General features: G+C 71.1%; 5 protein-coding genes. 3 read left to right on the top strand and 2 right to left on the bottom strand.

The window, feature by feature from the left end; translation table 11 throughout:
- Positions 1-886, top strand: an 886-nt coding sequence (locus tag KDK95_RS11625) for a hypothetical protein (protein WP_212518105.1), incomplete at its 5' end; no start/stop codon positions are given.
- A gap of 27 nt (positions 887-913) precedes the next feature.
- Here KDK95_RS11625 and KDK95_RS11620 read toward each other — a convergent pair.
- Complete coding sequence (locus KDK95_RS11620; RefSeq protein WP_212518104.1) at positions 914-7,972, bottom strand: hypothetical protein; 7,059 nt, start codon at positions 7,970-7,972, stop codon at positions 914-916.
- A gap of 102 nt (positions 7,973-8,074) precedes the next feature.
- Here KDK95_RS11620 and KDK95_RS11615 point away from each other — a divergent pair, with 102 nt between their 5' ends.
- A complete protein-coding gene (locus KDK95_RS11615) occupies positions 8,075-8,998 on the top strand; it encodes a hypothetical protein (protein WP_212518103.1) in 924 nt (307 codons plus the stop codon).
- Positions 8,999-9,070: 72 nt separating this feature from the next.
- Positions 9,071-9,382 (top strand): hypothetical protein, encoded by a 312-nt coding sequence (locus tag KDK95_RS11610; protein ID WP_212518102.1) that lies wholly within the window; start codon positions 9,071-9,073, stop codon positions 9,380-9,382.
- Between the two features lie 64 nt (positions 9,383-9,446).
- On the opposite strand, the gene KDK95_RS11605 is transcribed toward KDK95_RS11610, so the two are convergent.
- Entirely contained in the window at positions 9,447-13,961 is a 4,515-nt protein-coding gene (locus KDK95_RS11605; RefSeq protein WP_212518101.1) for an FtsK/SpoIIIE domain-containing protein, read from the bottom strand.
- Positions 13,962-13,963 lie beyond the last annotated feature (2 nt).

Genomic DNA, 13,963 nt, shown 5'->3' with positions numbered 1-13,963 from the left:
AGGGGTGGCGGTTCTGGTGGTGGCCGCGGTCGGGCTGGTGGACGGCGCGGCGGCGTCGGCCGCGTCGACCACGGTCGCCGGTAAGGCGGCAGCGGGTGTCACCTTGCCCGGTGAGCACAGCGGGGCTGCGGCTTCACCGGGACGGGGGGCCGGGAACCAGACGTCGTCGAGCGCGACCGGCTCGGCGCCGGGCGTTCAGAACAGCGCCAACAGTTCGTCCAACCAGATCGCGCAGGGGAATCCGGTGGCAGCGGCTTCGTCGGCGGCCGCCGCCTCGACTGCTGGTGCCACGGCGGCGGCGGGCGCGCATGCGGCGGGATCCGGCGCCACGGCCGCCGGTCGCACGTACGACGCGGTGGCCGGGCTCGGCTGCTCCGGGTCCTCGACCGCGACGTACAGCGACTCAGAGGGCTACTACACGAACGGCAACGCGGGCTGGCTGCGTCCCTCCGACGGCTTCGCGGGCGAGGGGTGCACCGGCGTGTACGACGCGGTTCCGATGTCGGGAACGGCCGGGCTCGCCAACTACGACAAGACCGGGTTCGCGCTGTACAAGTGGAACATAACCGGAACGTTCACGACGGCGACGTGCGCCTTCTCCGTCTACGTGCCGAACGACAGCTCGATCATGCACGTCGGCGGCAACCCCACGTACTACTACTTCTGGAATCAGGACTATTCGTTCGGCGAGAACATGACGCCGAGCGGGGACTTCTCGGTGCCGGAAATCAGTGACCGCGGGAAGTGGGTGACCGAGAGCTCGTTCACCACGACGACCGGGTATGTGACCTTGAAGCTGGTGAACTCGGGCGTCGACTACACGTCCTCGGGCGCGGCGGACTACGCGCACCACGCCGCGTCGGCCGTCAGGCTCACCTGCAGCTGACGCCTGGCGGCCGGCCCTTCTGGCCGGCTAGGCGTTCCCGGTGGTCCCCTCGCTCGGCGTCTCGTGCGGCTTGAGGCCGAGCGCGGGAATCAGCTCGTAGTTGATGACCCACTTCTCGAAGATCTTCTCACCGAAGATCAGCGTGAGGTCGCTCAGGCCGCCGCGCTGGAAGAAGCGGCCGCTGGAGAGCTGGTGCACGAGCGTCCGGGGCCCGCTGACCGTGCCGGCGCCGGTGAGGGTGCCGAGCGCGGACAGGCCGCCGACCTTCAGGGCTTCGAGGCCTGATACCTTCACGTGCTGCGAGCCGACGCCGAACACCGCGCCGGTGACGGTGTTCGAGACGAACGAGCCGAGCATGCCGACGCCCACCGTGGTGACGCCGAAGTCGTAGGCGGTGGAGCGCCAGCGCGGCGGGTTCTCGCGGCCCGCCCACTCGTTGTCCCAGAACTTGTCGTGGTTGTACGGGTTGCGGTTGAAGTCCTTGCCGCCGTCGACGTTCGCGAGCCCGTCCTTGACGCCCTTGAGGCCGGTGGTCTCGTGCAGGATGCTGCCGCCCGCCTTGATGCCGCTGCTGATCAGGCCGCCGACGAAGATCTTGCCCCAGTCGTCGGGGGAGAAGTTCCAGTTGTTCTCGGCGCCGGTGATGATGATGTTGGCGGCCACGTCGAAGAGGTAGTCCTGGCCGAAGTCGAGCAGCGCCTTCTGCGTGATCAGTTGCGCGGACGGCTTGAAGCTGCCGACGACGCCGTCGCCGACCACGTATTCGCGGCGGTTCGCCTCGCGCCACGACCGGTTGTAGCCGCGGAATTCGGTCATGGCGCCCTTGAACTCAATTTCGCGCCCGACGATGCTCCACCTGCCGAACGGCGAGCGTTCCCAGATGTGGCCGGACAGGGCGCGGTAGCGGATCAGGACACCGGCGTCCGTGGTCTCGCGCCACTGCTTCTGGAAGCTGTTGCTCTCGCGGAAGATGTTCGGGTTGTCCGGCGACGGCCTGCGCTCGCGGAAGACGCCGCCGTGGTCGTATTCCTTCCAGCGGGTCCCGGCGTCGTCCGAGAAGATCCGCACGCGCCCGTCGAAGGTCTGGCGCAGGACCGTGATGCTGCCGTCGGGGTTGATCCGCACATCGCGCCACGGCGCGTTCTTCAGGCCGACCGGCGCGTGGCCGACCCAGTTGCCGTCGCCGTGGTCGAACTGCCGTATCCCCGGGGGGTGGGCGGCGTCGTTGAGCACGTGGCCCTGCGCGTCGCGGAACGACGAACGCCAGTTGCCAGAGCCGAGATCCTTCTCCGCGGTCAGCGACGTGCCCTTGTCGAGCGCCCGGTACTCGCGCACGGGGTTCCACTGTCCGCCGACGCGGTGGAAGTCGGTGAACGAGTCGTCCCAGGAGCCGGTCCACCTGGTGTTGCGGGACGAGATCCGCACGCCGGTGTTCCCGGTGGCGTCGTGCCACTCCCAGTTGCCCTTGCGCGCGTCGCCGGTCGCCGTCACCAGCCCGCCGCCGGCGCCGACGCTCTCGTGGAACCGGTCGCCGCGCTCGATGATCTGGCCGAGGTTGTTGCGGACGATGTGCGGGAACGCCCGGTTCGGGGCCGGCATCGGCGTCGTCGGGTCGTAGGTCGGGCGGTGGTTGGGATCGAAGTACTCGATGACGTGTCCGTCGCCCGCGCTCATCCTGGTGATGGGCTGCGGTGCCGCGCCGTACGCGTTGTGCGGTGCGCCGCCGGGCGGTGCCCAGGGGTCGCGCACGTCGATCCAGTCGTGTCCGCTGAAGTACCGGAAGCCCGAGTCGGCGACCGTCTTGTCGGAGTTGACCAGCTTCCAGCCGAGCGCGCGGCCCGGCCCCGGGTGCCCCGCCGGGGTCTTGTCGCCCTCGATCGTCAGTGTCTTGCCGGTGTCGAGCTTGGTCGTGCCGCGGATGAAGTCGCCGCCGCGGCTGAAGTCGGCTGAGGAGCCGTCCGGCAGCACGACGCGCAGTCCGCGGGTCTCGACGCCGTTGACGGTCTCGGTCCACGTGAAGGCCTGGAAGCGGCTGTCGCCGAGCAGCCAGCCGCCGTGCGGGAAGTCGAGCGCGCCGAGCTTGCGGCCGAAGACGAAGCCGAAGGGCTTGTCGTACCAGGGCAGGTTGTCCGTGGTCTTCCACAGCCAGTGCGGCGGACGCTGCTCGGAGAGCCGGACCCATTCGAGGCTGTGGTTGGCGCCGGTCGAGCTCAGGCCGCCGGTGTCCTTGGCCTGCGGGGAGATCTCCTTGTACGTCCGGGCGGGCTGGAAGGCGCCGCCGATGTTCTCGACCCCGTATTCGCGGTAGTGCATCGCGACCGTCGACCAGTTGATCTTGCCGTATTGCTGCTGCGCGACCGTCCGCACGCCGCCGACGTCGATCGTGTCCTTCCAGCCCTCGCCGCTGAGGGTGTACGCGCGGTCGCCGGACATCGTCTCGTTGCCCGCTCCGTTGAAGCGGGACCAGCGCCAGCTGCCGTCCGGCTGCTTGACGGCGCGGATCACGCCGCCGTCGACGGCCTTGCGGAAGTCGCGGACCATGCCGCCGACGTTGCTGACGTCCCGGTAGATCACGGCGTCGGCTTCGGGGGAGAACCTGCGGACGCCGGAGTCGGTCCAGCCGCTGTGGAAGCCGCGTCCGTCGTCGTTGAACTGGTGCCAGTACCGCTTGCCGCTCGCGTCCCGGAAGAGCTCGAAGCTGGCGCCGCCGCCGAGGTTCTCCCGGATGTAGACCGGGCTACCGCTGCCCATCAGGTGCAGGTCGCCGGAGCCGGTCAGCCTCGCCTCGCCCGCGCCGTTGAACTCGGGCCGGGTCTCGCCCGGCCGGCCGCGCACGGGGGTCGTGATCGGGTTGCCGGCGCCGTCCACGTGCGTCCACGTCGCGTTGGGGTGCGCGCCCGGCCTGATCGTGTAGTCGACCTCGTAGTACGTCCCGTTCCAGGCAGCCTTGCGGTCCAGCACCGGGATGCGCTCCCCGGTCACCGCGCCGAAGCGGTCGAAGTTCTTGTAGGCGCCTGCCGCGGTCGGCCGCGTGCTGGTGATCCGGAAGCCGTCGCCGTGCGGGACGGCCGTCAGGTGCGGGATCGCGCCGCCCGCGTCGTGCACGGCGTAGGTCGGCGGCACAGCGTGATAGTCGGCGTGGATGACGAGCGCGGTGGTCGTGCCGGAGTTGCGCAGCGGCACGTGCTCCTGCACCAGGTGGTTGTTCGCGTCGTAGAAGCGCACTGCGTCGCCCGGGTTCTCGAGCCGATATGTGCCGCCCGCACCGGGCACGAACCGGTCCCACGCGTGATCGACGCCGTTCTCGACGGTGACCGCGGTGTTCGCCTGATGGGCGCCCTGAGCCGCGTGGTAGATCGTGACCGAGCTGTTCGGCGGCGTGTGAGGGCCGTCGATCGGGCGGCTCTCGGCCGCGAGGTTGTGCACGTTGTCGAACTGCTGCCAGATGCGCGCGTCCGCCGCGTCCGTGACGGTCAGCGTGCCGCCGGCGTTGGCGACGTGCACGTTCGTCACCACGCCGAGCGGATCGCGCAGCGTCCCGTCCATCGTGCCGAAGTCGAAGTCGACGTGGCCGATGTTCACGCCGGTCGGATCGTGCAGCGCGTGCACCTGCGAGACGTGGATTCCGTTCAGGTCGTAGCGCGCGATTTCGCCGGTCAGCGGGTCCGCCTGCTCCCAGCCGCCCGCATGCCGCGTGATCGCGTACACGGGAGCGCCGGGGCCGGTGCCGATGAGCCCGTAGGTCTGCGCGCCGTTGCGGTAGTCCGCGTGGATGCTGGGGCCGAGCGCGTTCCCGGCCGCGTCGTGCAGCGGCGTGGTCGTCTCCATAAGACGGAACGAGCGATCGTAGATGTCGACGACGCCGGTGGTCACGTCGGTGAAGGTGATCCCGCCGCCGTCCGCGGCCGCGGTCACGTTCCGGGTGACGCCGGCCTCGGTGATGGTTCCGGTGCCCGCGGAGTAGTCGACGGTCACCACGCGCGCCGGACCGGGCCCCGCGTCCACGTGGCCCTCGGCCGTGACGCGGCCCAGGCCGTCCATCTCCAGCCAGTGATCCGGATTCGTCGTGTCGGTGAAGCGGAGCGCGCCGGTCGGGCCGATCGCGGGCGTGAAGTGCTCGATCGTGCCGTCCGGCCGGGTGATCGAGTGCGTGTAGGCCGCGTGATCGAGGGTGTAGTCGCCGATGGCGCGTCCGCCCGGAACCCGGACCGGGAAGCCTTCGTGGGTGAGGCGACCGGACGCGTCGAAGCGCGTCCAGGCACCGGCCGCCGGACCGTCGATGCGCCACCCGCCGCCGGGCAGCGGAACGGGTGTTCCGGCATGTCCGTTGACGGCGTGCGCCGGGATGGCCGTGCGCAGGTCGGTGACGATCGTGCCGAGTGCCGTGCCGTCCGGACGCGTGAGGTCGAGTTGAGTCTCGATGTGTACGAAATCGCTGTTGTAGAGATCCCGGCTGCCCGTGACCACGTGCGTCAGCGTGAAATCGCCGCCCGGGTGGGCCTGGTGGAACCACGTCTGGCGCGCTCCGCCGATGCTGGTCGTGGCGCGGGTACCGTCCGCGCTGATCTCCATCTCGCCCGCGTACTCACCGGAGTGGTCGAGCAGCGAGACGTTCTGACTGTGCAGCACGCCGTTGGCGTTGAAGTGCTGCCAGTCGTGCGGCGACATCGGGCTGAAGATGCGCACGCCGCCGCTGCCCAGCGTCTGGAACTCGACCGGCATGGACGATCCGTCGGGGTGAATCAGGTCTCCGACATGGGTCGCGTGATCGAGCTGCGCGGTGCCGATGATGTTGTTGTGCGCGTCCCGCAGCGTGTACTCGACGACGGTGCTCCCGCGCATGCCGCCGAGCAGGCCGGGATTGTCCTTCAGCCACGCCTGGTCCTGGCCCGCTTGCCACTTCTGCCATTCGAGCGGGTCCGCCCCGAGCGAGTGCATGTTCGCCGCCGCCCGGTCGAGCCTGCCCACGGCGTCGGCGAGATCGGCGTGCGCCTGGAGCTCGGCCGGTGTCATGCCCTTCGAGGACTCGCCGACCTTGCTCGCGTAGAACTGGACGCGATCGGCGGCGTTGGCGACATCGATATGCGCGGCCTGATAGGACAGCCAGGCGTCCTGCACGATGGCCGGGCCCTGCTGCTCCGGCCGCAGCGGGATCGGCGTGGCATGGCCGTCGAGCAGACCCCGCGTGCCCGCGTCGGCCGGGTTGAAGGTGCCGGCGTCGAGGGCCTTCCCCTTGCCGAGACCAGGGTTTCCGGCCAGGTCCTTGCTCGGTGCGCCGGAGATCCCGGTGCTGTGGTCGAGCAGGTCGAGGGCCTTCTGCGGGTCGTGCGCGAGCGAGGTGGTGACCGCGGGCGCGAGCTTGGCGGTCACCGGCGTCACGCGGGCGGGCAGCTGCTGCGGCGCCGAGTGCAGCAGGTCGCCGATGGACGAGTCGAGCCCCGTCGTCGGCGTCACGTTCCTGAGCCCGGAACCGATGTTCGTCAGCTCCGGCAGGTTCGCCGTGGCCGAGGGTACCGTCGCCGGACGGATGCCCTCGGTGAACTTCACGATCGTCATGTTGCCGGTGTTGATGACGATCGCTTCGTGGTTGAACAGGTTCGTCAGCTCGGTCGGGTTCTTCAGCAGCACGGCGTCGTTGAGCTGGGTCACCGCGCTGCGGGACGGCGCGGACAGCTCCGCCGGGTTGATCGAGATGTGCGGCGTGAAGCCGTGCGCGGTGCTGCCGTGCAGGGTCCCGAGGTTGAGCACCGAGCCGGAGTCGACGTGCATGAAGTCCCCGGTGGCCACGTTCGTCAGCCCGGGCACCTTCGAGGACACGCCGAGCGCGCCGATGTCCGACACGCTGCCGATGCCGTGCAGGTCGTTCCCGCCGAAGGCGCCGGTCAGGTGCATGTCGCTGCCGATCGAGCTGAGCTTGATGAGGCCGGGCGCGCTGGTCTTCAGGCCCTGCAGCGCGACCCGGAAGTTGAGCAGCGGATCGGCGCTGAAGCCGAGGCCGCGCTCCAGGATGCCGAGCCGCAGCGCGCCGCCGAGCCCCACGGCGTCGATCTCGTGCGCGGTCACCGGCAGGAACAGCCGCAGCCACTTCGCGCCGCCGAGCTCCGTCGCGATGACCCTCGGGATCGACGTGATCCCGTCCAGGACGAGCCTGCCACCCGCGACGACGAATGCCGGGATCGCCTTGATGCCGTCGGCGATGAACAGCCCGCCGACCTTGGCCGCGTCCAGCGCGAGCGAGGGGACGGCGTACATGAACAGCTTCACGCCGCCGAACAGTTCGACCAGGTTGCCGAAGGATTTGATGCCGTCGCCGAGGAAGGTGATGGTCGCCTTGCCTATCCCCTTGAGACCGTTGAGCAGGCCCCTGAGGATGCCGATGACGTCCAGCGGCTCGGTGGTCGGGGCGAGGATGCCGAGGAAGGAGAGCAGGAACTGGCCGACCGAGATGTCCCCGTGGAAGAAGTCGACCGCGGCCTTGATGAAGAGCACGAAGTTCAGGCCGAACTCGATCAGCGCGAACACGCCGCCGAACAGCACCGCGGGGATCATCAGGAAGATCGCGAGCCAGCCGAGCGCCTCCCAGAACCGGTCCCAGAAGCTGTCCGGCCACACCACCAGCGACGCGGCGTTGTCCACGGCCGTGCCCGCGATGGACGCCGCGCCGCTCAGCGTGGACCCGGCGCCGGTCGCCGTGTTCGCCAGCGCGGCGATCTGCGCGGCGTCGGTGGTCTTGTTCAGGCCCTGCGCCTGGCTGAGCGCGTTGTCCGCGACCGACTGCTGCTCCTGCAGGATCGAGGCGTACGTGTTCACGGCGGTGGACGCCTCGGAGAACGACGTGGCGACGTTCTCCAGGAAGTTGTGCAGATCACTCGTGATGAGCCCGCTGAGCGCGGTCGCGGTCTGCCCGGCGAAGTTCTCGGTCTGGCTGGCCTGCCCGTAGATCGCGTCCAGGCCCTGTTTGATCACCCCCGCGGAGGCGTTGATCGCGTTCATGTACGACGCGACGGCGATCACGCTGTCGTAGTCGCCGGGGGTCGGATCGCCGCCGAGTCCGAGCGGGGACCAGTCGGTCGGTCTTGAGCTCACGTCGGGTGAAACGCAGCGGCGTGTTTCGGAGGTTCATCTGAACCCTGCGCGCACCCGGCTGCGTTTCACCCCACGACGACCGAGAAGGAAGGGCGGCCCGCGATGGCGGACCTGGTGATCAGCTACTCGCTGCTGTATGAGTGCTCGACCCAGCTCAAGAACCTCGAAACGCAGTTCGCGAACACGTCGATCTGGGACTCCGGGATCCCGACGCAGAGCGGGACCGTGGACGACTCGGTGTTCGGCGACGCCGGGCTCGGCGCCTCGGTGGACAACCTCTTCTCGCAGTGGGCCGCGCCCTTCGGCGAGGCGAAGTCCCGGATGGACCAGCTCTCCACGGCGTTCGCCCAACTGGCCCACGCCTGGTTCGACGTCGACGCGCAGGCGGCCTCCCAGGTCACGGCCGGCGAGGTGATGAGCGCGGCGAAGAACTACCCCGCCGAGTGGGCCGCGTACGAGGCGGCGCTGCAGCAGTACAACCAGAACCTCGCCGACCTGAAGAAGAACGGCGAGTCGACGACCACGTACACCCAGTACGTCCCGGACGGGCACGGCGGCTGGATCGCCGAGACGGTGCCGATGCCCGGGCCGCCGACCCCGCCCGGCGCCACCTCGACGACGCCGGCCTCGGGCAGCTACGGCCCCGGCACGACGACCGTGACGCAGAACCCGGACGGCTCGATCGCCTCGGAGACGACCACGGTGACCGGCCCGGACGGGCTGACCTACTCGGAGACCACCACCTTCGGCCCGAGCCAGGGCACGGACCCGAGCGGCAACCCGATCCAGGACACGACCAGCGTGGTGCACAACAGCGACGGTTCGTCGGACACCATCACGGTCACCGAGAACCCGAACGGCAACGCCACGATGACCGACGTCAACTCCGACGGCACGACCACGGACTACAGCCGCACCGGGTGGAACGGCACGTGGGTGGACACCACCCCGGCGAAGAACCCGGACAACTCGCCCGCCACGCAGAACCCGCGCGGGACCGGCGGCCACTCGCCGTATCTGGACTGACCTCGAACCACGTTTCCCAGGACCACGCGGACCCCGCAGACCTGACAGACCACGCATAAGGAGCGCCCGAAGATGCCCGACATCGCTATCGACTACAACCAGGTGCAGTCCGTCTCCGGCCAGCTGAACACGGCGGTGACCTCGACCATCGTGCCCGAGCTCAACACCCTGGCGAGCGCGGTCAACGGCCTGCTGCAGAGCTCCGGCGGCCTCTACCTGCAGGCGACCAGCCCGACGCTGGAGCAGGCCTACACCAAGTTCAACACCGACCTGAACAACGCGGTGCAGGGCATCACGTCCTTCGCGCAGCAGTTCACCCAGATCGCCGGTCAGCTGCACCAGATGGACACGCAGATGGCCTCCTCGATCAAGTCCGGCTCCTGATCGGTGCACAGCGCGGCCCCGGCGGAATCCATCCGCCGGGGCCGCGCCCTTTTCCGAGAGCGGGCTACCCGGCGCGCATCACGGTCAGCGGCACGGCGATCGCGACCGGAGAGCCGGAGCCCGACGGATCCGCGGTCAGCGCGACGCCCGGCTTGATCGGCCGGCGGGTGAGCGAGACCGGCAGCCGCACGCCCGCCAGGTCCCCCTCCATGATGCCCTGCGGGGCGAGCAGCAGGCCGCGCCGCCCGCGCCGCACCTCGCCGAGCCAGCCCATGCTGACCTGGTTCAGATGGTCCGCGGACCCGGCCACCGCGATGCCGCGGCCGGTCTCCTTGCCGGTGCGCACGATCGTGGTCAGGAACGCGTCGGCCGCGCACGAGAGCGGGATCATGTCCACGTCGTCCACGAGGACGACCGCGGGTCCGCCGAGCCGCCGTAGCGCGTCCTCCAGGTCGCCGGGCGCCGGGTTGGCCGAGGCGATGACCGCCGCGCGTTCGTGCCGGGCCAGGCCCGCCAGCGGCGAGGTGCGCGGCGTGACCGCCAGCACCGCCGTCCCGTGGGCCAGCAGCGAGACCGCGATCGAGAGCAGCGCGGTCGAGCGGCCGGAGCCGCCGGGCCCGGCCACGGTGAACGTGGTCCGCGTCGCGAAGTCCGCGCCGATCGGCTGCGACTCGTCGCCTCCGACGCCGATCAGCGCCCACAGCGGACGCCGCGCCGCCGTCGGGACCTGCGCGTACGCGTCGGCGAAGGTGACCGCGCCCGGCACCGTCCCGACCTTGAACGGGCGACGGCTGTCCGGCACCGCGGCGTCCCGCTTGGCGGCATGCTCGCCGATCGCCTTGAGCGCGCTCGCCTGCTCCTGGCCTGACAGGCCGGGCCCGAGCAGCGCGATCTGGGTTTCGGACGGACCCTCGCTGCGCCAGCCGCGCCCGGGGAAGAGCACCGTCGGCAGGTTGCCGAAGTCGATGCCGATCATCGTGTAGTCGCTGCGGTCGGCCATCCGGAGCATCAGCTTGTTGTCGTTGAGGGTCGCGATGCGGCCGGAGAGCAGCGCGCGCTCCGAGGTCGCCACGACGTGGATGCCGCTGGCCGCGCCCTCCCGCACGATACGCACGAGATCCTCGGTCAACCGGCCGTTGTCGTGGTCGTTCGTCGTCGTGAACAGCGACTCCCAGCCGTCGATGAAGAACATCAGGTGCGCCGGGCGGTCGGCCGGCGCCAGCATCGTGCGCAGCTCGGTGAGTGTCGCCGCGCCCTGGTCGGACAGCAGTTCCTGACGGCGGGTCAGCTCGGCCCCGATCCGGGTGACGAGGCGGTCGATCCGGTCCAGGTCGCCGCGTCGCGCGACGGCCCCGGTGTGCGGCAGTTCCTCCAGCGCGTTCAGGGCGCCGCCGGCCGCGTCGATCGCGTAGAGGTGCACGTCCGCGCAGCTGTGCTTGCGCGCGATGGCTCCGGCGAGCGTCCGCAGCACCTGGGAGCGGCCCGAGCGCGGCGCACCGAGGATGTATAGGTGGTGGAAGGTGCTGAAGTCCAGCGTGATCGCGCGCTGGAGCTGCTGCGCGGGCAGGTCTTCGACCGCGAAGGCGACCGGCGGCAGCACCGCGCCGGTCGGGTCGGTCCGCGCCGGTGCCGTGGGGAAGGAGGCGAGATCGTCGAGGGTCAGCACGGCCGGGAGCGGCGGCAGCCAGGGGCTCGGCTGGGCCTCGATGCCGAGCGATTCCGTGGCGTCCCTGATCGCGTCGACGAGGGCCGACAGGTCCGTCTCCTCGTCCTCGGGCACGACGGCGCGGGCCGTCTCGACCAGCGGCGCGTCGAGGCGTCGTCCCAGGCTCGTCCAGGGCAGCGGCAGCGCCCAGACCGCGTCGTCGTTCGCGTCCTGGTCCGCTTCGGCTTCGGCGCGGCCGCGCACGGCGCCCGCGTAGCCGGTCTGGAACGCGACGACCGTGCCGTGCGCGATCCTGGCCAGCGCGCGCCCCGGGGTGCCGGCCGAAATGGTGACCGCGTCGGTCGCGTCGATCACGTCGTGGCTCTCGGTCGCGTCCGTCACGCGGAGGGCGATGCGCAGGTTCGTGTTCGCCTTGATGTCGTGGTTGACGGCGCCCGCGGGCCGCTGCGTGGCGAGCACGAGGTGCAGGCCGAGCGAGCGGCCGCGCTGCGCGATTCCGACGAGACCGGGCACGAACTCGGGCACCTCGCGGACCAGCGTGGCGAACTCGTCGATCACCAGCAGCAGGCGGGGCAGCGGCGGCAGCTCCGGGTCGCGGGCGCGCATGGACCGGTACTGCGGCAGGTCCTTGGCGCTGGCGTCGGCCAGCACCCGCTCGCGGCGGCGCAGCTCCGCGCGCAGCGAGTCCAGGGCGCGGGTGACGAGGTGCTCGTCGAGGTCGGTGACCATGCCGAGGGTGTGCGGCAGCCGCACGCAGTCCCGGAACGCGCTGCCGCCCTTGTAGTCGACGAGCACGAACACGAGCTCGTCCGGGCGGTTGGCCACGGCCAGCGAGGCGACCAGCGATTGCAGCAGTTCTGACTTGCCCGAGCCGGTCGTGCCGCCGATCAGCGCGTGCGGTCCGTCCCTGACCAGGTCGAAGGCGGCCGGACCGTCGTATCCAGCGCCGAGCAGCGCCCGGGTGGAGGCCGGCTCCGCCTTCCAGCGGGCCGCGAGGGCGGCCGCGTCCGGCGGCTCGCAGCCGAGCAGGCCGAGCAGCGGGACCGAGTCGGGCAGGCCCGAGTCGTCCTCCACGGTGACGTCGCGGATCGGGGCGATCGCCCGGGCCACGGCCTCGCACCAGTCCGGCTCGACGAGATCCGGGCAGACGTCCGCGACCTCGGGCGTGTCCTTCTGCCGCACGGCGAGCCGGTCCGCGGCGCACTCGACCACCGCGGCGCACTCCTCGGGCAGCAGCCGCTCGGCGCGATCGACGCAGACCACGAAGACGCGCGCGGCGGGCCCCTCGGTGAGCACCTGGACCATGCCGGGAACCTCGCGCAGCCGCCGCGCGCCGTCGGCGATCACGATGATGTCCGCGTTGGTGGCGACGGCCGCGCTCAGGGCGGACCCCTTCGCCCGAGAACGGGCCTTGATCAGCGAGACGAGTTCGGAGACGCGGTTGGCGACGGTCTCCGGGTCGTTCCCCACGCACACCGCCGGGCCGCCCGGCGCGGACGGCCGGGCATGCGGCAGCCAGCGCAGCCAGTCCCACCGCACGGCCGCGGCGGAGTCGGTGAGCAGCATCAGGCGCAGATCGCGCGGACTGTGCAGCACGGAGCACTGGGCGACCAGCCAGCGCGCCAGGCCCTGCGCGGCGTCCTCGTCCCCGCACAGCCCGACGACGCCGAGGCGCGGCAGATCGAGGCCGAGCGGGGAGTTCGGCACCGGCCAGCGCACCGAGCGCTGCCCGTCCTCGCGCGCGATATCCTCCACCTCGACGATCGAGGGCTGCTCCACGGTCCCGACGCGCAGCGCGAGGTAGTCGGGGTGGGCGCGCCTGCGCTCCCACAGCCGTCCGCCGGGACCGAGCGCGGCGGCGGCCACAGCCGCCGGGTCCGGGCTCATCGTGCGGCGGATCTCGTGCTCGTCGCGCACGGCGTCGAGCGCCTGCGCGGTGATCCTCTCCCGCTTGGCCCGGTACTCCTTCATGTCGCGGCGGTACGTGCGGCGTCCGGTGCGCCGGTCGCTCCACCAGTTCGCGACGGCGAACACCGGGCTGAAGGCCGTGAACACCAGATAGAACGTGTTCTTGAAGAAGTACGCCATGCCGACGCCCATCAGCACCGGCGCGACCATCATCACCATCGGGAACGGCCGTCGCCCCGGCCGGACCGGCAGCACCGGCATCCGCAGCCTGGTCAGCGCGAGCGGCGGCACCAGCCGCGGCGGGCGGTTGAAGTCGACCGCGAAGCCGTCGCCCGAGGCGGACACCGCGGCGTCTGCCTGCGCGGCCTCGGTCAGCCGCAGCAGTTGCCTGCCGATGGGCAGATCGGCGCCGACCGGCCAGGGAATCTCCGGCTCGGCCCCGGCCGCATCGCGCCGCACGTCGCCCTCGGGGGCGAGCACCGCGATCGGGACGACGGGCGGGGTGCCGGACCTGCGGGATCGCCCGGACGACGCGGCGATCCAGCCTCGTCCGTCCGGCGTGATGGTGAGGGTGAACGGCTCCTCCGCCTCCGTCACCTGGATGACGTGCCCGGCGTCCGGGCCGACGGTGTAGGTGCCGGGACCGAGCAGCCAGGCGCCTCCCGCGTCCGGGCCGCCCACGACGCGCAGTTCCGCCACCGACCGGCGCGCGCCGACGACCCTGCGCACCGGCACGTCGTTCCACGGCTCCGTGCCGCCGAGGACGAGGGCCGTGCCGTCGACGATCCCGGCCCCGCGCAACGGGAGCTCGGCCGGGAGCAGCCGCCCCTCGACGCTGAGCAGGGGCGCTTCGAGGCTCGAGAAGCCGGATGTGCTCTCGGCGAGGGTTTCGGCGACGCGGCCGATCCGGCTGCCTCCGTGCACGCCGAGGACGAGCTCGGTCGGCTCGGATCCGGCACCGGTACCCGAGCCGCGTACCGTGACTCTGAGCTGTGCTGCTGACAAGG

The sequence above is a fragment of the Actinospica acidithermotolerans genome, from assembly GCF_018139625.1.
GTDB classification, from domain to species: Bacteria; Actinomycetota; Actinomycetes; order Streptomycetales; family Catenulisporaceae; genus Actinospica; species Actinospica acidithermotolerans.
Note: the sequence above shows the minus strand (reverse complement) of the source record. Positions and strands in the feature narration are given on the sequence as shown.